Origin of the sequence: Butyrivibrio sp. MC2013 (assembly GCF_000424585.1) — a bacterium.
Lineage (GTDB): Bacteria > Bacillota > Clostridia > Lachnospirales > Lachnospiraceae > Butyrivibrio.
In genome coordinates this window covers 127,687-149,699 of the sequence record NZ_AUKE01000005.1, presented here as the reverse complement: position 1 = coordinate 149,699, position 22,013 = coordinate 127,687, and the positions used below count along the sequence as shown (strand labels likewise).

Here is a 22,013-nt window from a genome sequence, read left to right as displayed (position 1 = left end):
GATTATATAGTATTTGATATTTTTCATCAAATCCCCCATTTTTTATACTTTTATATGACAGCTTCGGCTGGGAGTAACAAAGGGTTAAGCACATTATGAAAAGGAGATGCAAAAGCTTATGGGGGAGAGGAAGAATAAAAACCTATTAGCGGGATTGCTGGCGGCAGTCCTTGTAGCAACAAGCGCACTTGGCTATGGATCCATAGCTTCAAATGCAGCAGAACCGGTAACTGATCTTGAGGAGGCACTGCAGCTTGATATCGCAGAGTTTGGTAGTGACCTTGATGACAAGGCATTAGAAGAAATAGAATCAGAAGCTTCTAATGCAGATGAGCAGTCAGAAGATGCTGTGATGGTGGATGCTGATGAGCAGGATGTGATTGCATCGGTAGGAGCCGAGACAGCAGCTGATTCTGAGAACGTAGTAAAAGATGCGGACGAAGAAGATGCCTTAGATGCAGCTGGATCAGAGAGTGCAGAAAATGCTGCAAATGGAGAGAAAGCTCAGGACGTTTCTGAGACAGCTGTTGGAGCAAAGGCAGAGAATGCAGGCGTAGAGGCTGTTAAGCTCATGGCCAATGACGATTCTTCCATCAGGATACTTATGGTGGGTAACAGTCTGACCAGATACAATGACGTAGCAGGTAAGCTGACAAAGCTCTTTGAGCTAGGCGGTGTATCAGCGCATATTGATACCAGGACTCAGATGGGAGCGTCTCTTTTTGACCAGGCTGATATCTTGAAGGAGAGCAGCAGGGATGCCGTAGTAAATGGAAATTATGATTATGTGATATTGCAGGAGAAGTCCTCAGGCTTTTCAGAGAGCCTCCTGCGTCAGGGCGTGGAAGCCTTCTATCCCTGGATAGAGGAAGCGCCTAATCATCCGCAGCTTCTCTTATATATGCCCTGGGCAAATGAGGATATCTTAAAGAGCGGCCAGACAAATGTGACAAATGCCTATGTAGCTGTGGCAAAAGATTATGGAGCAAAGCTTGCAGCTGCAGGTGAAGCTTACTATGAGCTCTATTTTGACAAGAATAAGAAATGGTATAGAAAAGGTGATAACGTACATGGCAACGATCTGGCCAGTCTGATCTCAGCCAGCACTATTTATTACACTATCACCGGCAGGGACAGTGCCTTTAATTTCTCAGCAGAGGACAAGGAGGTACTGGCATCCCTGGTTGAAAGCGATGATTACAGAAATAATAAGGTAGCCTATGATGCAGCTACCGTGAATCTCATAGAAGAGACAGCGCTGAAATATGCCGGAATATATAAGGATCTAACTAATGTTCCTGATCTTGAAGGCAGAGGTATGGATGGCAATACCAACCTGGCTAAGGGCAAGCAGGGCAGTGCATCTTCCAACGGACGAGGCTCTACAAGAGGGATAGGTGCCAGAAATGTAGGTAATCTTACAGATGGCAGCTACACTTCCTTCCTCGTATCCCATGAGGAAGATCCTGATATCTGGTATGCTGTTGACTTTGGCAAGAGCACCATGACAGATGAAGTAATACTGTATTTTGGTGGTACAGGTACATATGTTAATACCGAGAAATGCGTATTTACCGTTGAAGTATCAGATGAATATGAGAGCGGCTATAGAGTAGTAGCAAGCGGCGAGAGCCTCTCCACGGATCCCATCGATCTGAAATATGAGGCGGCAGAAGGCAGATATCTGAGAGTACATGTATCCTCTTTCTCAGGAACCTATGTGAGCATGTTTGAGATAGAGGCTTATTATCAAAGACCTGAAGAGGAGCCCGGTGAAGGCGGTGAAGTGGTAGATCCCGGCACCGAGGAGCCCGGAACAGAAGAGCCAGGCAGTGAGGATAAGGAGCCTCAGCCAGAGCCCCAGGAGCCTGAAGAAGTAGTAGTAAAGGCTTTTGCAGGAGATCACCTTCAGGTGAGAGTAGGGGAACGAATCTCTGATATGGCTCTCTATGATGGAAATATGTACGAGGCTACAGCTCTTCTTACAGCAGGTGACAATAAGCTTGAGATCCTTGCAAACGGAGAAGCTATCGCAGAGAGGAGCTGCAGCATAAGCGCTTCTTCCGAGGAAGTAATCATCCGCTATTTTGCAGATAAGGACAAGATCGTAACAGGCAAGGATGTTCACTATGATGTGAACGGTAATCCTGTACAGGATATCAAGAAGAAAGCCAACTGGACCGGCAATTTCTTTAGCAGGACAGGTATTGAGGAGTTCAAGGAGTTTGGCGGCTGGGATCAGAACAATGCTCTCTCAAGGCTGGATTATATAGGCGGCGGCGTATTCAAGCGTACATTTACATATACTGTGCCTGAAACTGCTGTGCCCTATCAGTTCAAGATCAATTTTGACGGCGTGTGGAGTAACGGCGAAGTACCTTCAGAGAATGCAAACGTTACATTCCCTGCATCCGACAAAGAGACAGATACCTTTGTACTCTTTGTAAACTCTGTGACAGGAGAATGGTTTGATTCTATAAATGCAGCTCCTGTAAGCTACAAGCTGGCAGATGGCAGCACATATGAGGCAGAAGCTGGTAAGGCGATGGTTACAGCAAGTATCGGGGATGAGACTGTCAATATGGTGCAGACATCTATAAATAGTTATCGTATGACAGACTGCCTCTCAGCAGGAAACTATGATGTAGATATCTACGTAGATGGCAAGCTTACAGAGTCACAGAATGTGAGCATGGCTACTACAGGAGCTCTGACTATTGTTTATGATGCCAATAAGGGAACTGAGCTGATACGCAAGGAGACAGCCCCGGGCGAAGAGACAGGCAGTGGTGATGAAGGTACAGGTGACAACAAGGAAGGCGGCTCTTCAGATGCAGGTAATGTAAGAGGGCCCGGTGGTGGAAGTCAGGTATCTGCAGGACAGACAAGTCCCGCCCAGGGAACCGCAGCACCCGCTGCCTTGGCAGCATCTGTAGGTGGAGTTTCTGCAACTAATAGCAGTTCCGCGGTACTTGCTTCTAACCGCAAGGCTACAGCAGGCAGGTCTGCAGTAAGCACTGCTTCTAATAAGACAAAAGCAGCAACAGCTGATGATGAAGTTACTAAAGAGGCAGAGGAAGTGACAGAAGATAATGAAACAGAAGAAGATCTGCTTGCAGAAGCAGGAGAGCCTTCTGAAGAATCAGCTGCTACTGAAGAGACAGAGGAAGAGCCTGTAGAAGGAGCTGTCGAAGAAACAAAGGAAGAAGAAGTGACTATCACAGATGCTAAAACAGCTCTTGCAGCTGATACAGATGATGGTAATAATGGCGGCGCACCTGCAGGTCTTATCCTGACCCTTGTGGCAGCAGGCCTTGCAGCAGCTGGCGGCGCAGGCTTCTATTTCATTAAAAAACTTAGGGGATAATGCACTAAAGTTTATAACCTCCTTCCCCAAGGGAGTCCGCGTATTCGTGCGGACTCCCTCTTTTTAATATGCTGATTATTTGACTAATAGAGCGGCATAGATTAATATGATGTGAGTATTAATAGTAGTTTTTGACACTTGGATCATTACAAATCAAGTGATTGATAATAACCGGGATATGCCGGAAGAAAGGAAGGATCCCCCTTTATATTTCAGAGGCCGGATCGCATTAGTAAAATGGGTTATGAACAGCTTAGCTTCCCTGAAGGAAGCACTTTTCTTGTAACAGGAGGCGCAGGCTTTATTGGTTCCAATATTACCGAGGCACTGCTTGATAAGGGTGTGAAGGTAAGGGTATTGGACAACCTTTCAACAGGACATATTGAGAATATCCAGCCCTTTATGGATAATCCCAACTTTACATTTATACAGGAAGATATCAGAGATCTGGACAGCTGCATGAGAGCCTGTGAGGGCGTAGATTATGTATGTCATGAGGCTGCATGGGGCTCAGTTCCCCGCTCTATCGAGATGCCCCTTCTCTATGAAGAGATCAATATCAGGGGTACCCTCAATATGATGGAAGCTGCCAGACAAAATGGTGTAAAGCGCTTTGCATATGCCTGCTCATCTTCTGTGTATGGGGATTCCACAAAGCTTCCAAAGAGAGAGGATGAAGAGGGTAATCCCTTATCACCCTATGCTCTGACCAAGCAGACCAACGAGAAATACGGCATGCTCTACAAGAAGCTCTATGGCCTTAATACCTACGGCTTGTCATATTTTAATGTATTCGGACGCAGGCAGGATCCTAACGGAGCCTATGCTGCTGTTATTCCTAAGTTTATCAAGCAGCTCCTCTCAGGCGAGCGCCCCACTATCAACGGTGACGGACGTCAGAGCAGGGACTTCACATACATAGATAACGTAATAGAGGGTAACCTCAGAGCCTGCCTGGCTTCTGAAGAGGCAGCAGGCCAGATGTACAATATCGGAGCAGGCGGCAGAGAGTACCTCATAGACGTATATAATGATATCTGCGAGGCACTGGGACTTGACGTGGAGCCTATATACGGACCTGCAAGAGCGGGAGATATCAGAGATTCCAATGCTGATATTTCCAAAGCCAGAGCAAATCTTGGCTACGATCCTTCTTATGATTTCAAGGCAGGCATCGCCCTTGCCATCGATTGGTACAAGAAGCTCTTTAATGCAGAATAATACACCCTCGAAAGGCATAGAGCTGTATGAAGATAGCCATTAGAATGGATGATATCAGTCCTGATATGGACTGGGACAAATTTCTAAACTTTACCGGCCTTCTAAAGGAGCATGGTCTCACAGCTCTTTTGGGAGTGGTCCCTGATAACAGGGATGAGAAGCTGTCCATAGACCCGCCCAGAGAGGACTTTTGGGATGTGATAAAAGGGCTTAGTAAGGACGGCTTTACTATAGCCATGCATGGGCATACCCATATCTATACAACGGATAAAGGAGGCATCTTTCCTCTTAACCGCAAATCCGAATTTGCAGGGCTTCCTTATGATATGCAATGCAGCATGATATCTGATGGGAGGAAGATACTCTCTGACCACGGGATAGAGACAGATATATTTATGGCTCCCTCCCACAGTTATGATCATAATACCTTAAGAGCCCTTAGTGATAACGGCTTTAAGGTCATTACAGATGGCTTTGGGGACAGGCCTTACAGCTACAAGAAAATCACCTTTTATCCTATTTCCTATAAGAAGAGCAGGAGCCTTAAGTCAAAAAGGGATGGCATAGTGACCTTTGTAGTTCATGCCAATACCATGACTGACAAGGAATATGAGAGCTATAAGAGGATCATTAAAGAGGGTAAATGTGTGCCTTACAGAGAACTATCTGATCTTAGCCCTGTGAAGGCAGGTGCCTGTTACAGACTAAGAGAGTACCTCATGGCCCTTAGCAAACGCACAGCTTCAGACATGATCAGACTGATCCGCAGAAAATAACAGGCAGATCCCGAGAGGAAGATATGACTAACACCGATATCCCTTCAGAGAGCTACATAAGATATCCCATAGGCAATGAGCCCATAAGAGTGCTCCACGTTTTTGGCCCAATGAAGGGCCTTGGCGGCGCAGAGAGCAGGATCATGGACCTCTACAGGACCATAGACAGGGACAGGGTCCAGTTTGATTTTCTGGTCCATCAGTCGCCCCAGGGTAAAGGCCAGGAAGCGCTTAGCAGTGATGAACTCTTAAAGGTACGCGGCAAGGGCTATTTTGATGACGAGATCAGAAAGCTGGGAGGCAGGATATATGCCATCCCCCGTTATACCATGGTCAATACCCCTGTGTATAAGGCGGCTGTAAAGCGCTTTTTTGAAGAGCATAAAGGCAGCTGGCAGACAGTCCAGGGGCATATTACCAGCTCTGCTGCTATCTATCTGCCTATCGCCAAGGAGAATGGCGTGCGCACAACCTGTGCCCATGTCAGGAGTGCAGGTGTGGACCCCGGTATCAAGGGCAGGCTTACGGATATTGCCAGAGCTCCCTTTAAGAAAGAGGGAGTGGCTGATTATTATCTTGCGGTATCTGATGCCGCAGGCAGACGTGTCTACGGAGACGAGCAGGTAGACAGTGGATTTGTTAAGATCATTCCCAATGCAATAGATGTACTTCGCTTTAAATATGATGAGGCTACCAGAAGCATGGTCAGGAGAAGGCTTGGCATAGAGAATGCCATTGTCATAGGCCATGTGGGACGTTTCCATGAAGCCAAGAATCACAGCTTTCTCATCAGGGTATTTGCAGAACTGGTGAAGCTGATCATGGAGGATGATAGAGGCAGGTATCTGCTCCTTCATGGACTTCCCTTAAGATTGATGCTCCTGGGCGAAGGACCTCTTATGGATCAGGCCAGGGAGCTGGCTGCAGAGCTGGGAATGAGCAGCAGGATCCTCTTTATGGGTAATCAGAGAGAGGCAGAGAGATACTATCAGGCTATGGATTATTTCTGCTTTCCTTCATTGTATGAGGGACTACCGGGTACCGTTGTAGAGGCTCAGGCAGCAGGACTGCAGTGCCTGATATCGGATACTATCACAAGAGAGGTAGAACTGACCAGCCTTGTGAGTCATATGTCCATAGAAGACTCTCCCAGAAACTGGGCTTTGAAAATACTTGATGACCTGGTGCCGGAGAGCCTTGCGGGAACGCTATTACCAACTGATCATCATAAGGAGGCTCCTGAAGATATAGCCATGGAGAATAGGACGGGCCTTGCCTGTCTTGACAGGGCGGTCACATCTCCCACTATCATCAGGACCATAGAGAAAGCAGGCTTTGATGTACGCAGTCAGGCTGAATGCATGACATATTTTTATGAGAAGGGATGGTTCCCCGGTGAAAAACGTACTACTAATAGTTCCCAGGCTCTGGCAGGGGGGACACGAAGCGGTATGCGTAGCAACCGCCAGACTTTTAAAAGATAAGGCAAATGTCAGCCTTTTAATATTTGATGACTATCAGATCCATTACGATACTTCAGGACTGGAGCTGATCAATATAGACCTTGGCGCAAGACCCGGCAGGCTCGCCAAGGTCCTTAATATAATGCGGCGAGTTCGAAAGGTCAGGCAGATCAAGAAAGAAAGACATATAGATGTCACCTACAGCTTTGGGGAGTCTGCCAGCATTATCAACTGCCTGACAGGTGTGGGAGACAGGATAGTATCCGGCATCCACGGGGGCATTATACTGGATAATCAAAGGACCATGAAGCTCTTTTGCAAAAGAAGCGACGCGCTCATATCTGTATCAAAAGCCATGACAGAGCGTATCAGATCAGACTACCACAGTGATAAGGCTGTCACTGTCTATAATCCGGTGGATATAGAGGATATTAGCAAAAGGTCTATGGAGCCTGTAACAGATCATCCCTTTGAAGACAGGGAGCATGTGATAGTCACTGTGGGAAGAGAGGATGATCAGAAGGGCTATTGGCATCTGATCAAGGCATTCTCTTTATTGGAGGATAAAAGCTATAAGCTGATGATCATAGGAAGCGGCGATTTTGCTGCATACGAGAAGCTCTCTTTAGAACTGGGTCTTGAGGATAGAGTGGTATTTACAGGACTTAAGAAGAATCCCTTTGCCTATGAGAGGGGATGCGCTCTATATGTATTATCTTCAAATCACGAGGGCTTCCCCGGTGCCATGCTGGAAGCTATGGCTCTTGGCATACCTGTAGTGGCAGCTGACTGCGAGACAGGACCCAGGGAGATCCTGATTCCTGATGGGGACGCGGCATCCAGGATAGGAGAGCCTGTACATGGTATGGGAGGCATATTGATCCCGGATATGGATCACGAAGCCGATATGGATCCTTGTCATATCACTGATGATGACCGCATGCTATGCAAGGCTATGACAGAGATGCTCTCTGATCCTGTTAAGAGAGATAGGGCAGCTGTTTCCGGAAGGGAGAGAGTCAGGGCCTTTTCTGCAGAGAGTTATATAAGGGATATTAGCACTGTGCTTAGGATATAGAATATCACTGACAAAGTGAGATGATACACATGCAGCCGGCAACATGCTGATTTTTAAGGGAGGGTAATATATGAAAAAGATATCACTTACAAAATACACGGATTTTATAGTAGAAAAGACCTGCGAGCTATTAAATATTGATTCACCTACAGGCTATACAGAAGAAGCTGCTGCCTGGGTAGAAAAGGAATTTGCTGCTCTTGGCTTTGAGACAAAGCGCACTAATAAAGGCGGCGTGATTGTAGATCTCACAGGAGGGGATAAGGACAACGGACTCCTTTTGGAAGCACATACAGATACTCTTGGTGCCATGGTTTCCACTATTAAGGGCAACGGAAGACTAAAGCTCACTAATCTGGGAGGGATGAATCCCAATAATGCGGAGACTGAGAATGTAAGAGTAGTGACCAAATTTGATGGTATCTACGAAGGGACCTTCCAGCTGGCTAATGCTTCAATACATGTAAACGGCGAATATAACGATACCAAGAGGACCTGGGATAGCTGCGAGGTGGTTCTGGATGAAGATGTAAAAAACGCTGATGATACAAGAAAGCTTGGCATATCAGTGGGCGACATTGTCTGTTTTGAGCCCTGCGTAAGGGTCACAAAGTCAGGCTATATCAAGTCCAGATTTTTGGATGACAAGCTCAGCGTGGGCATCCTGCTGGGCCTTGCCAAGTATATCAGTGACAAGAAGATAAGACCAAGCAGAGCTTTATATGCTCATATCACAGTATTTGAAGAAGTAGGTCATGGCGGAAGCGGAAGCGTACCTGAAGGCTGCACCGAAGCTATTTCAGTAGATATGGGCTGCGTGGGCGACGGCCTTGGCTGCAGTGAAAAACAGGTATCCATTTGTGCCAAGGACAGCGGAGGACCTTACAGCTACCCTGTGGTAGAGGGTCTTGTGGCTGCTGCCAAAAAGTCCGGAGCAGACTATGCTATCGATGTCTATCCTCACTATGGCAGTGATGTGGAAGCTACGCTGCGCTCAGGCTCTGATCTTAGACATGGTCTTATAGGTGCAGGAGTGTACGCATCCCATGGTTATGAGAGAAGCCACAGAGACGGCGCTGAGAATACACTGCGTCTTCTTATTGCCTATGCTCTTTAAAAACAATGAATGGAGTAAGCAGCGATCACTATGAAAATAGCATTTCATATCAATTCTCTGGGACTGGGCGGCGCAGAAAGAGTAGTAGCAGGTCTTGCTGAGCGCTTTAGCTCTATGGGAGATGACATAGTCCTTGCCACAGAGTGGCAGGCAGATGAAGAATACAGGGTAAGTGATAAGGTCAGAAGAGTAGACGTGGGCCTTACTGCGGATGATGACAAGAAGGGGAGACTGGGCAGATACCTGGCTCGTATCAGGCATCTTAAGGATTTTATCAGGGATGAGAAGCCCGATGTCCTTATAGCCTTTATGCACGGCTCCATCTACAGGTCCCTTATGGCTGCCACAGGAAGCTCTGTACCTGTTATAATATCAGTCAGAAATGATCCTGCTACGGATTTTGCTTCGCTCCCGGACCGGATATTGACAGCTATATATATGAAGAGGGCAGCAGGAGGAGTCTTTCAGACCAGGGAGGCTGCAGCCTTTTTTAGAAAAGAGTTGGGGAATAAGTCTGAAGTCATATTAAATCCTCTGAATGATAAATATATGGATACCACTTATCCTGAGAGCAGGACAAGGAGAATAGTAAACGTGGCAAGGCTGGCCCATCAAAAGAACCAGGATATGCTCATCAGGGCATTTGCCATAGTCCATAAGTCATATCCTGACTACAGGCTGGAGATATACGGTCCTGACGGAGACGCGGGAGTAAGAGATATGCTCCTTAAAAGGGTAGAAGAGCTGGGGCTTACAGAATGCGTAGAGCTTATGGGCAGCTGCCAAAGCCTTGACAGTACCATATCAGATGCAGCAGCCTTTGCGCTCTCGTCTGATTATGAGGGCCTGCCCAATTCCCTCATGGAAGCCATGGCTATGGGTATCCCCTGCGTATCTACAGACTGTCCCTGCGGAGGACCCGCAGAGCTTATTCATGACGGAGAAAACGGCTTTCTCGTGCCTGTGGGCGATGCTGAGCGTATGGCAGACAGGCTCATTAGGATCATATCAGATGACAAGCTCTCAATGATGCTGGGGAGAAATGCCATGAAGATAAGACAGGCTGCGGATATGGATATCATTGCGGATAAGTGGAAGACTTTTATAGACAAGGTGCTTGCGAAATAATGCCGGGAAGATCCCCTTTCGTTTGTGGTGTGTCAGGGAGCAGATCTGAAGGCATATAGATATCAAAACGGTAAGATCAATGTGCGGAATATGCGGATATATCACTAAGAAGAGAATAGACAAAGACAGACTTCGCGTTATGAACGACTCCATGGTAAGAAGGGGGCCTAATGACAGCGGAGTATTTCAGCAGGCCATAAAGGAAGACTATGAGCTGGGACTGGCTCAGAGGAGGCTGTCCATACAGGACCTCTCAGAGCTTGGACATCAGCCTATGGATTCAGCAGATGGCAGGCTTAGCATTGTCTTTAACGGAGAAATATACAATTTTATAGAACTTAGAGAAGAGCTGTCTGATTACCCCTTCAGGTCTACTTGTGACACTGAGGTGATACTGGCAGCCTATCTTAAATGGGGCATAGATATGATATCCCATATCCATGGGATGTTTGCCATAGCACTCTTTGACAGGGAGGATGACAGCCTCTATCTTATCAGGGACAGGATAGGCAAAAAGCCTCTGTACTATTATCTGGAAGATGGCGGCATAGTATTTGCGTCCCAGCTATCGCCTATCATGCTCTGGCCCACATTTAAGGGGGATATAGACAGCAGGGTACTGACCAGGTATCTGTATCAGCAGTATATTAATGCTCCTGACAGTATATTTAAGGATGTCTATAAGCTTGAAGCAGGAAGCTATATCAGATTCAGATATGGCAGTATGCAGCAGCATAAATACTGGTCTGTGAGAGAACGTTATGGAGCTTTGTCAGGGGATGTGGTCAGTGATTATGATACGGCCAAGGCTCATCTAAGGGACCTTTTAAGAGATGCCACCCGCAGGAGGATGATCGCTGATGTGCCCATTGGCTCCTTTTTGTCAGGAGGCTATGACTCATCTCTTATCACAGCCATAGCATCGGAGATATCTCCGGAGCCTGTTAAGACCTTTAGTATAGGCTTTGAAGATGAAGCATATAATGAGGCGCCCTTTGCAAGGGCAGTAGCCGATCATCTGGGCTGCAGGCATACAGAAGTCATTATCGGTGGGCAGGACATGCTGGATCAGGTTGGCAAGCTGGCAGAATGCTATGACGAGCCCTTTGCAGACAGCTCCCAGATACCGGGTATGCTGGTGGCAGAAGTGGCAAGGCGTGATGTGACTGTGGTTCTGTCCGGAGATGCGGGGGATGAGTTCTTTTGCGGATATAATATATATGACAAGCTCCTGGCAGCTCAGAAGCTGGACGGCCTTGGAGGTATTGCAGCTCTTACAGATCATATAAAGCTTGGGGATAAGAGCCTTCTTGACCGCCTGCCCTTTAAAGTCAGGGCCATAGCTTCCAATAGGGATCCCCTCACCAAGACCCAGCTATCTTCCATGGAATACGTGAGAGCTGCCGAAAGGCTGGCAGGAAGAGCGGATTCTCTTCCTGCCAAATATCCTGTAGAAGACAGTTATGATGTAGGTAACTGGCAGATAAGGCGTATGCTCCTTGATATGGATACATATCTGCCTGAAGATATACTTACCAAGGTGGACAGGTCCACCATGTATTATTCCCTGGAGGGCAGGTGCCCTATCATGGACACCGAGGTGATGGAGTATTCCTTCAGGCTGCCTCACAGCTTTAAATACAGGGATGGGATCAAGAAGTATATCCTTAGAGATATCACCTGGGATTATCTGCCAAGGGAGCTTATGGAGAGACCCAAGAAGGGCTTTTCCGTACCCCTTGATGCATGGCTAAGGGGCCCTCTTAAGGAAGAGCTCTTATCATTTTCGGATGAGACTTTTATCCGGCAGCAGGGACTCTTTAATGCCGGGCCTTCAAGGAGCTTTATAGGGGCATTCCTGGAAAAGGGCGACAAGGGAGCAGGAAGCGGGGCCAATTACTCAGGTGTAGTATGGTCTTATTATGTCTTCCAGAAATGGTATGAGAAATGGATAAAAGCTTGAATCAAAAAAGGGACAGTAAAAGCCGGAGGCATATAGCTATGTATATAGGCTCCCTAAGAAAAGGGGGAGCTGAAAGAGTCATGGTCAATCTTGCAGAGTACTTTTATGGCAGAGGCTACAAGGTGACACTGGTGACCAGTTATCTGGACACAGATGAGTATGAGGTCCCTGATGCTGCCTGGAAGCAGGTGAGAGGCTCCTTTGCAGGGGATAGCACCTGCAGTGTCTCAAAGGCTTTTTCTGATCATGATAAAACAGATACCGATATAATACCCGTTCTTTTGACAGAAGGAAGAGGGCTGGCTTATATAGACTTAAACGGTGGCAAAAAAGACGGCATTATGAGAGTTTTTTCTGCTGCTGATGAAAACGGCCTCTTAAAAGGCGCAGGATCACCGGACCGTGAAAGTGCGATTCCCGGAAGGGCAGGGGCTTTTATGACCAGATATAATAAGCTCAGATCCATATGGAAAAAGCTCTCTCCCGACCTGATACTGTCATTTATAGGCAAGAATAATATCATGGCTATTCTCACTTCAAGAGGGCTTCACATCCCCTGCGTAGTATCTGTCAGGGCAAGGCCTGCCAGGGAGTATGCAGGAAGAGCCATGGATATGTCCATGAAGCTGACCTTTGCCATGACGGAAGGCGTGGTCCTGCAGACCAGGGGAGCGTCAGAATATTTTCCTGCAAATATCAGGAAAAAGTCCGTTATCCTTCCCAATTCCCTGAATCCTGCATTTATGAGACAGCCTTATAAGGGAGAGAGACAGCACAGGATATGTGTGGTTGGCAGGATAGATGAGAACAAGAACCAGGCTATGATCATAAGATCTTTTGCAAAGGTCCATGACAGATATCCTGACTGGAAGCTGGAGATATACGGAGATGGCCCCTTAAAAAATAAGCTGGAGGACCTGGCACTACAGCTGGGCATAAAGGACCGGGTAGACATGAAGGGCCAGGTAAGCGGCGTTGCTGACAGGATATACGATGCGGCAGTATTTGTGCTCTCATCGGATACCGAGGGCCTGCCCAATTCACTGATAGAAGCCATGAGCCTGGGACTGGCATCCATATCCACCAATTGCCCCTATGGCCCTTCTGAGATCATAGAAAATGGCGAAAATGGCATCCTGGTAGGAGTCAGAGATGACGATGCCATGGCAGAGGCTATGGACAGGCTATTATCAGATGGAGATTACCGCCAGAGGCTGTCTGAGCACGCAATTAAGATACGCGAGCGATTCATGCCTGATACTATTAACAGACAATGGGAAGATTATCTGCTGTCATTTATGAGATCCTGATAGTGCTCATATCATGACAGTGACATCAGATACAAAGCAGGGACATTATGTGCGGAATAGCAGGACTGATAGGTTATAAAGGCGACGGACTAAGGGCCATTGCCGCAATGAATGAGAGAATGAAAGACAGAGGACCTGATGCAGGCGGCATCTGGCAGGATGAGGAGATGAATATCTTCCTTGGACACAGACGCCTGGCTATCAGAGATCTGTCTGAAAGTGGTGCCCAGCCCATGGTATCTGCCAGCGGCAGATTCGTCATGGTATACAACGGTGAGATATACAACTCTGATGAGCTCAAAGACAAGCTGATATCAGACGGATATATGAAGGCATCGGATTTTCGATCTGAGTCTGATACAGAGGTTCTCTTGGAGGCTGCAGAAGCTTACGGCCTCTATGATACCCTGAGATTCTGCAAGGGCATGTTTGCCATAGCTCTGTATGACAGAAAGGAGCATGTACTTTCCCTGGCCAGAGATAGGGCAGGTGAAAAGCCTCTTTACTACGGCTTTTGCATGGGAGGCTGCTTTGCTTTTGCATCCAATATCGCCTGCTTCAGGGAGATTGAGGGCTTTAATAACAGGATCTGCAGGGATATACTTCCTGTTTATTTTAGCCACGGCTATATTCCTGCTCCCTACAGCATATATGAGAATATATACAAGCTCCTGCCAGGTACCATACTTACTATCAGGGAGCCTTTTGACTATTTTGATCCTGTAGCGGATGGGGATCTTGAGAGCTATTATGGGCATAACAGATCCGGCGCTTGCTTTTTTGAGCACAAGGTAGTGGATGCTGCTTCTGATAGTGAGATAGAGCATTATCTAAGCGAAGGGCCGGGGCATATATACAGGATATACTGGTCAATGGAGGAGGCTGCAAGAAGGGGAAGGCAAAATCCCTTCAGGGGCAGCATGGACGAGGCTGTCCTGGAGACAAAACGCTTGTTAAAAGAGGCTATAAGAGGTCAGATGATATCAGATGTTCCTCTTGGCGCCTTCCTGTCAGCAGGAATAGATTCTCCCACCATAGTATCCCTTATGCAGGAGGTCTCTCCCGCCAGGGTCAGGACTTTTACCATAGGTATGAACGATCCCCGCTACAATGAAGCTGAGATAGCAGGTGAGATCGCAGCTATACTGGGCACTGATCATACCAGGATGGATATAGATGATAAGGATGCCAGGGCTGTGATCCCCATGATCCCTGACATATTTGGAGAGCCCTTTGGGGATTCCTCCCAGATACCCACATATCTGGTGAGCAAGCTTACCAGGCAGCATGTGACAGTATCACTATCAGGTGATGCGGGAGATGAGCTCTTTGGAGGCTATTTATCCTATGGCTCTGCAGAGCATACCTGGAATAGCATATCACGCCTGCCTTATATCATAAGGCGTCCTCTGGGGAGTCTCGCAGAGGCCAGCCTTGGCAGAGGTTCTGATGTCTGGAAGGCCAAAGGCTCCTTTTTGCAAGCCATAGATGAGAGAGATCTTCATATGCGCAAGATGGATCCTATGGGCCTTGGCAGAGCTCTTTATAACGGAGATGGCAAAGCGCCTTTATATGCAGGATCCATACGGGCAGCAGGCCTTGGAGATGTGATCACAGAGGCCAGACTCATAGATATGTCCATGTATCATCCGGATGATATACTGGTCAAGGTGGACAGGACAGCCATGGCAGTATCTCTGGAGAGCAGGGTGCCGCTTCTTGACAGGGACCTTATGGAATTTGCCTGGAGTCTTCCCGGGCAGTATCTGAGAAAGGGAGATACAGGTAAGCTCATCCTCAGGCAGCTTTTGTCAGAGTATGTGCCCCCTGAAGTTACAAACAGGCCCAAGAAGGGCTTCTCCATACCCATCGGCAAATGGCTAAGGGACGGAGATCTTAGAAGCTGGGCTGACAGCCTCATGGACGAGACCTTCATAAGGAATGCAGGTTACATGGATGCTGATGCAGCTATGGGTATTTGGAGGGATTATCTAAGGACCGGTAATTGGAATCCTCAAATATGGCATATGCTGGTATTTAACCAGTGGCTGAGAAAGTATGAGAGATAAAACAGCTTTATTAAACAGCATATTTGCCACAGAGTTTATAGCAAAGGATATTTTAAGTAATAACTGATAAGAAGTAGAGGTTTTATCAACATCTATGATCTTTAATTCATATATTTTTATCCTCCTTTTTTTGCCGCTTGCACTGGCTGTATGGAGGGTCATCGGCAGGAAAATGCCCGGACAGAGCCGCGTATGGCTACTGCTGGCAAGCCTTATTTTCTACGGCTATGCTTCCGCATATTATCTCCTTCTCCTTATGGGTACTATACTGGTCAATTACGCATTTGTACGTATGATCAGAAAGGCCAGGTCAGAGATCAGGCCCAAAGGGGCTGCAAGGCTCCTGACAGGGGGAGTCGCTATTAATATAGCCCTCCTTATATACTTTAAGTATATGAATTTTTTTAGAGATATAGCAGGGAGCATAACGGGAGTAGATATTCCGGTATTTAAGATCATGCTCCCTCTAGGCATCAGCTTTTACACCTTTTCCCAGATAGCCTTTTTGGTGGACAGCTATAGAGGAGAGACGGATGATGTGACATTTGGAGAGTATGCCCTTTATATCAGCTATTTTCCAAAGCTGATCCAGGGCCCCATCAGCCTCTGGTCTGATCTTAAAGCTGAGATAAGGCGCCCCGCTCCTGCTGCCTATGACTGGGATAAGGCTTCCAGAGGACTTGGTCTCTTTAGTATAGGTCTTGGCAAGAAGATGCTCATAGCGGATACTCTTGGCAAGGCTGTGGATCTGGGCATGCTGGATGTGCATGGTCTTTATTCTCTTGATGTATGGGCTGTGATGATAGCTTACAGCTTTCAGATATATTTTGACTTTAGCGGCTACTGCGATATGGCATCGGGAGTATCTCTTCTATTTGGCATAGAGCTTCCGGTCAACTTTGATTCGCCCTACAAGGCTCTGTCTATTTCTGATTTTTGGAAGAGATGGCATATGACGCTTACCTCTTTCTTTAGAAAATATCTCTATTTTCCCCTGGGAGGTTCCAGGAAGGGCAAGGCCAGGACTTATCTGAACATGATCATCGTATTTCTCCTTAGCGGTCTTTGGCACGGCGCCAGCATGACCTTTGTGCTTTGGGGGCTGCTGCATGGAGTCTTCCAGGTCCTCCACAGGATATTTGCCCGTATCTATGACAGGCTACCGGCCTTTATCAGATGGATCCTCACCTTCCTGACAGTGAGCAGTCTCTGGCTCCTCTTCAGGGCTGGGTCCATAGCTGACTGGGCTTATATGATGGGCAAGGCTTTCAGGCTCAGGTACTGGGTAATGCATGAGGAGATAGCCATGGTATTTCGTATCCCCAGGCTCCGCACAGTTCTGTCAGCCATAGGCATGTCCTACAGCGATATGGATGTATATATGCTATGCACATACGCTGCCCTTGCTCTATGCCTCTTATTGTGCCTTATTCCTGAGAACAGTCAGCGCAGGCAGTTTAAGAACAGCCCCCTTGGTTTGACAGCCTGTCTTATAATATTGACAGTGTGCATTTTGAAAATGTCCAGTGTTACGGCTTTTTTGTATTTTAACTTTTAGTAAAAGGAAGAAAAACCATTGAAGAAGATCAGCAGCCGCAAATGGGTCATATCGCTTATATCAATCCTGCTTGCAGTGCTCCTGCTCACAGGCTTTATTTCCTATGCCATTGATCCCTTCTTTCATTATCATGCGCCTCTTCCCGGCCTGTACTACCGCCTGGATAATGAGAGATATCAAAACGACGGTATCACCAGACACTTTGAATATGACAGCCTGATCACAGGAACCAGCATGACCCAGAATTTCAAGGCCTCTCTTGCGGAGGAGCTTTGGGGCGGAGATTTTATCAAGGTGTGCTATTCCGGAGCAATGTACAGAGAGATCGGCGATAATGTGGAGCTGGCTCTTGGGACCCATGATATAAAGACTGTGATAAGGGGCATAGACGGCAACTATCTGCGTCTTCCAAAGGACTCTGACAGACAGGACCTGGGTACATATCCCGATTATCTCTATGATGATAATATATTTAATGATGTGAATTACCTCCTAAACGGTACAGTCATTGCAGGCTATGCCCTGCCTATGATCATAAAGTCTCTTATGGGCGCCCGGGGCGGCGTGACAGGCTTTGATGAGTACTCCAACTGGATGGAAGGAGCTGCCAGGGGGCGCGAAGCTGTACTTGCAGGAAGAGAGCATTTTGATGAGCCTGCAGAACTTCCCCATCTGACAGATGAAGATATAAGGAATATCACAGAGACTGTAGAGCAGAATATCACAGCTGCTGCCGGGAAATATCCTGATACCCGCTTTATATACTTTTTCCCGCCCTATAGCTGCGTATGGTGGGGCGGCGAGTATGAAGCCGGGGATCTTATAAAGGACATTGAGAGCTACAAGCTGGCTGCGTACCTCATCCTTCAATATGACAATATAGAGCTTTATGCTTTTGATGACAGGACAGATATTACGGGAGATCTGGATAATTACAGGGACTCTCTCCACTATCTGGATCATATAAATGACAGGCTCATGGGAATGATGGCAGAGGGCGAGGGAAGACTAACTAAGGAAAATGTTGACAGCTATTATGACGATCTGGAGAGCTACTATCAAGGCTATGATTTTAACGGGATCATAAACTAAATCGGGATACTGTATCATAAGGGAACAGGATAAGAGATGATAATAATCAAATTACAGGGAGGCCTGGGTAATCAGCTGTTTATATACGCCCTTTACAAGAGCCTTCTGGCCATGGGCCGACAAGTGAAAATAGATGAGGTCTCCAGGATGCAGACGGACAAGCAAAGAGTCCCTTTATTGGACAAGCTGGGTCTGGATGTTGTCAGTGCTACAGATGACGAAGTTCGTGCTATGAGGGATGCCTATATGGATCCCTATCACAGGATCAGGCGTAAGATATTTGGCAGGAAGTCCAAGGACTATTTTGAGCCTGCAGACGGCAATTATTCGGCTCGTATAAAAGACCTGGATGATGTGTATCTGGACGGCTTCTTTCAGTCTGAAAAATATTTTGAAGGGGAAGATATCAGAGAGAGCCTAAAGACAGAGATCCTTGGGCGAAGGGATGATATCATTGCCCTGTCAGACCCTGATCTTTTGAAAGCAGTCTGTGATCCTGCTGCTGTAAGCGTACATATAAGGAGAGGCGATTATCTCTGGCCGGGCGTAGCAAAGACCTATGGCGGCATATGTACAGAAAGCTATTATGACAAAGCCATGGAGATAATGGCAGGCAGGATAGATAAGCCAAGGTATATATTCTTTTCAAATGATATAGACTGGTGCAGGGAGAGATATGGCAGCCTTGACGGCGTTGTATTTGTATCAGAAAGCGGTGAAAACAGGGATCTGAAGGAATTCTTTTTGATGTCTCTGTGCAGGAATCATATCATAGCCAATTCCTCTTATTCCTGGTGGGGAGCCTACCTTGGAGAGAGGGGAGGAGTCACTCTGGCACCTCATAAATGGATCAATAATAAGGATATGTCGGACATCTATTCTGACTGGATGGAGAAGGTGCCGGCAAGATAAGTATTATTTGGAGAAAGGCATGCGCAAGATCATAGATGGTGAGCTTGCCCCTATTCCCGAAGGCAAAGGTGAATGCATATCGGTAATAGTGGCCTGCTACAATATAGAACAATATATAGAGCGCTGCATCAGATCCATCATGCAGCAGACTTACAAGAATCTGGAGATCCTTGTGGTAGATGACGGCTCCACTGATTCTTCGCCTGCTATTTGCGACAGGCTGGCCCTGGAGGATGACAGGATCAGGGTATTCCATACAGAGAATCAGGGCCTGGGGCTTGCAAGAGATTATGCTATGGAGAGGGCAAAGGGCGCTTTTTATGCCTTTGTGGACGGAGATGACTTTGTAAGTCCTGATATCTACATGAAGATGATGGCGGCCTATCTTGAGTATGATGCTGATATCGTTGTTACTTCATATATGGAAGTATCTGAACAGGAGGGCTGGGATATATGGAATAAGAGGTCTGCGGGCAGCCTTTCTAAAGGGGCTGTAGCAGAGCGCCTTATATCCACACATGCTCTTATGGACAGGGATGAACTCCTCTATCACCTTGTCAGTGAGCCGGAGGATTATCCTGTGAGGAACTGCGCCTGGAATAAGCTCTACCGCCGTGAGACTGCAGGAGAGCTGAGATTCCCTAAGGGCTATTATGAGGACATAGTATATACCACAAGGCTCCTTGCGGGCCTTAAGAGGGGCGTAGTCCTAAAAGACAGGCTCTATTATTACATTGTGGACAGAAAGGGCAGCATCATGAACCAGGGTGTGCCCTCCCAGATATTCACGCACCAGATCCCTGCATACAGGGAGAGAGACAGGGTGCTGAGGCAGGCGGGGACTGACGGGCTTGCACTTATACATGAGTATATGGTATATAAGAAACTGCTCCTCTTATATACGAGAGAAAGAAGATCATCTGATACTGATAAGAAGATCAAGATGGAGCAGCTTAGAAGCGTGATAGAAGAGAGCAGGCAGTCCTTTGAAGATATATATTCCCTTCCGGAGAGCAAAAAGGGAGATAAGCTCAGAAACCGCCTCTTTCTCATAAGTCCCATATTATATAACATCTTTATGGATCTGAATGACTACGTAATTTTGCCACTTAGGAGTAAAAAATGAACAGTACTAACACAAAGAGCAGTAAGGAAAAGAGAGCTTCAGGCTCGATCATACACAAGCTCAGATATATATTTGATAAAAAGCAAAAAAAGCAGGCAGTGGGCCTTGCGGTGCTCATCCTCATAGGAGGTGTATTTGAGACTCTTGGAGTATCCATGATAGTGCCTGTTGTTACAGCCATCATAGACCCTGTCACTCTCCACAGCGGGATTGAAGCAGCTTCGGAGAAGTTCCCTTTTGTCAGGGGGCTTATGGCCTTTTTTGGACTAAATGATGACCGCTCTGTGATCATCTTTTTGCTTGCAGCTCTGATCATACTCTTTATAGTCAAGAATGTTTTCCTGCTCTTTTTGGCAGCATGTCAGAATTCTTTTGCTGTATATGGGCGTAATCAGATGATCTCCAGGGTTATGAGGGAATTCCTTAACCGCCCTTATGAATATTATCTTGGTGCGGATATCCCCACAGTCTTTCGTATCACTGATAGCGATATCCCTCACGTTTTTGCCCTTGTCATGGCGCTACTTCAGCTGGCAACAGAGCTGGTAGTAGCAGTACTTCTTGCTATAGTGCTGCTGCTAGTTAACTGGCAGATGGCTACCTTTATTGTAGTAGTGCTGGGGCTTCTCACCCTTATCAATACCTTTCTCATCAAGCCCAGAGCTCAGAAAATGGGCAGCAAAAACCAGGCTATACAGTCCAGGATCGCCAAGTGGAGACTCCAGGCTATTTATGGTCTCAAGGATGTTAAAGTATTAAACAGAGAAGACTTTTTTATCAGAAATTATTATGAGAGTGGACTCATAGGAGCTGCCATATCCAGAAATTATGCGGTGCTCAACGCTCTGCCCCGCTATATGATAGAGACTGTGTTCATGGTCAGTGTCATAGCCTTTATAGGCTTTAATGTGATCATGGGCAATAATGTGACCAAGCTCATACCTCAGCTGACAGCCTTTGGCCTTGCTGCTATGAGGGTCATGCCCGGTGTCAACAGGATCAATACCTATATCACAGAGATTGCTTATTCTCAGCCTAGTCTGGATTATGTATTTGAGAATCTGACAGAATCCATGAAGTTTGATACTGAGATGAAAGCGGTACACCACTTAGCAGAAGGACCGGCTCTGAAGCTGGATCATGAGATCAGGATGGAGCATATCACCTTCCACTATCCCGATGCGGACAAGAATATCTTCTCGGATGCAGATATGCTGATCCCTAAGGGCAAGTCAGTGGGCATCATGGGAACATCAGGTGCCGGTAAGTCCACTGTGGTAGACATACTCCTGGGACTCCTCCATGCCCAGACAGGCCAGATCACCTGTGATGGCAGGAATATCTTCTCTAATTATGGCTCCTGGCTGGCTCAGATAGGATATATCCCCCAGAGTATATATCTTATAGATGAAAGTATTCGTGAAAATATAGCCTTTGGTATAGAGGCGGATGAGATAAATGAAGACAGGATATGGGAAGTGCTGAGGGAAGCTCAGCTTGATGAATTTGTCAGATCCCTTCCCGAGGGTCTTGATACCAAGATAGGTGACAGAGGCGTAAGGCTCTCCGGCGGACAGCGTCAGAGGATAGGCATAGCAAGAGCTCTCTATCATAATCCCGAGATTCTGGTATTTGATGAAGCTACATCTGCTCTTGATAATGAGACAGAGGCAGCTGTCATGGAAGCGGTCAACAGCTTCCACGGCAGGAAGACCATGATCATCATAGCCCACCGTCTTAATACCATAGAGAAATGTGATATAATCTATGAGGTGTCCAACGAGAAGATAGTGGAGACCACGCTGGACGGCAAACATATCGTCCACTAAGGAT

Annotated in this window: 15 protein-coding genes; all 15 read left to right on the top strand. The window is 46.9% G+C overall.

Going from position 1 to position 22,013, the window contains the following annotated elements:
• The first annotated feature begins 118 nt into the window (after positions 1-118).
• The 15 genes from G636_RS0103350 (at position 119) to G636_RS0103280 (ending at position 22,009) form a co-directional block, all read left to right on the top strand.
• Positions 119-3,367, top strand: a complete 3,249-nt coding sequence (locus tag G636_RS0103350; protein ID WP_155832309.1) for a discoidin domain-containing protein — start codon at positions 119-121, stop codon at positions 3,365-3,367.
• Positions 3,368-3,604: 237 nt separating this feature from the next.
• Entirely contained in the window at positions 3,605-4,588 is a 984-nt protein-coding gene (locus G636_RS0103345; protein WP_026506865.1) for an SDR family oxidoreductase, read from the top strand.
• A 26-nt stretch (positions 4,589-4,614) separates the two neighbouring features.
• Positions 4,615-5,364, top strand: a complete 750-nt coding sequence (locus G636_RS0103340) for a DUF2334 domain-containing protein (RefSeq protein ID WP_026506864.1) — start codon at positions 4,615-4,617, stop codon at positions 5,362-5,364.
• Positions 5,365-5,387: 23 nt separating this feature from the next.
• Complete coding sequence (locus tag G636_RS17155) at positions 5,388-6,848, top strand: glycosyltransferase (RefSeq protein WP_051226462.1); 1,461 nt, start codon at positions 5,388-5,390, stop codon at positions 6,846-6,848.
• On the top strand, positions 6,760-7,905 hold the full coding sequence (locus G636_RS0103330) for a glycosyltransferase (RefSeq protein ID WP_051226459.1): 1,146 nt from the start codon (positions 6,760-6,762) through the stop codon (positions 7,903-7,905). Before G636_RS17155 ends, G636_RS0103330 begins: the two co-directional genes overlap by 89 nt.
• Positions 7,906-7,975: 70 nt before the next feature.
• Entirely contained in the window at positions 7,976-9,022 is a 1,047-nt protein-coding gene (locus tag G636_RS0103325; RefSeq protein WP_026506862.1) for a M42 family metallopeptidase, read from the top strand.
• A gap of 30 nt (positions 9,023-9,052) precedes the next feature.
• The gene (locus tag G636_RS0103320; protein WP_026506861.1) at positions 9,053-10,150 is read left to right on the top strand and encodes a glycosyltransferase; all 1,098 of its coding nucleotides are present in this window, start codon (positions 9,053-9,055) and stop codon (positions 10,148-10,150) included.
• A 79-nt stretch (positions 10,151-10,229) separates the two neighbouring features.
• Positions 10,230-12,113, top strand: a complete 1,884-nt coding sequence (gene asnB / locus G636_RS0103315) for an asparagine synthase (glutamine-hydrolyzing) (RefSeq protein ID WP_026506860.1) — start codon at positions 10,230-10,232, stop codon at positions 12,111-12,113.
• 38 nt (positions 12,114-12,151) lie between these two features.
• A complete protein-coding gene (locus G636_RS0103310; RefSeq protein WP_051226457.1) occupies positions 12,152-13,423 on the top strand; it encodes a glycosyltransferase in 1,272 nt (423 codons plus the stop codon).
• 47 nt (positions 13,424-13,470) lie between these two features.
• Positions 13,471-15,492: an asparagine synthase (glutamine-hydrolyzing) gene (gene asnB, locus G636_RS0103305; RefSeq protein ID WP_026506858.1), complete on the top strand. Its 2,022-nt coding sequence runs from the start codon at positions 13,471-13,473 to the stop codon at positions 15,490-15,492.
• A gap of 94 nt (positions 15,493-15,586) precedes the next feature.
• Positions 15,587-17,050 carry an MBOAT family O-acyltransferase gene (locus G636_RS0103300; protein WP_026506857.1) on the top strand — a complete coding sequence of 488 codons (1,464 nt, stop codon included), beginning with the start codon at positions 15,587-15,589 and terminating at the stop codon, positions 17,048-17,050.
• A gap of 18 nt (positions 17,051-17,068) precedes the next feature.
• On the top strand, positions 17,069-18,142 hold the full coding sequence (locus tag G636_RS0103295; protein ID WP_026506856.1) for a hypothetical protein: 1,074 nt from the start codon (positions 17,069-17,071) through the stop codon (positions 18,140-18,142).
• Between the two features lie 36 nt (positions 18,143-18,178).
• Positions 18,179-19,054 carry an alpha-1,2-fucosyltransferase gene (locus G636_RS0103290; RefSeq protein WP_026506855.1) on the top strand — a complete coding sequence of 292 codons (876 nt, stop codon included), beginning with the start codon at positions 18,179-18,181 and terminating at the stop codon, positions 19,052-19,054.
• Between the two features lie 19 nt (positions 19,055-19,073).
• On the top strand, positions 19,074-20,180 hold the full coding sequence (locus G636_RS0103285; protein WP_026506854.1) for a glycosyltransferase family 2 protein: 1,107 nt from the start codon (positions 19,074-19,076) through the stop codon (positions 20,178-20,180).
• Entirely contained in the window at positions 20,177-22,009 is a 1,833-nt protein-coding gene (locus G636_RS0103280; protein WP_051226455.1) for an ABC transporter ATP-binding protein, read from the top strand. Before G636_RS0103285 ends, G636_RS0103280 begins: the two co-directional genes overlap by 4 nt.
• Positions 22,010-22,013 lie beyond the last annotated feature (4 nt).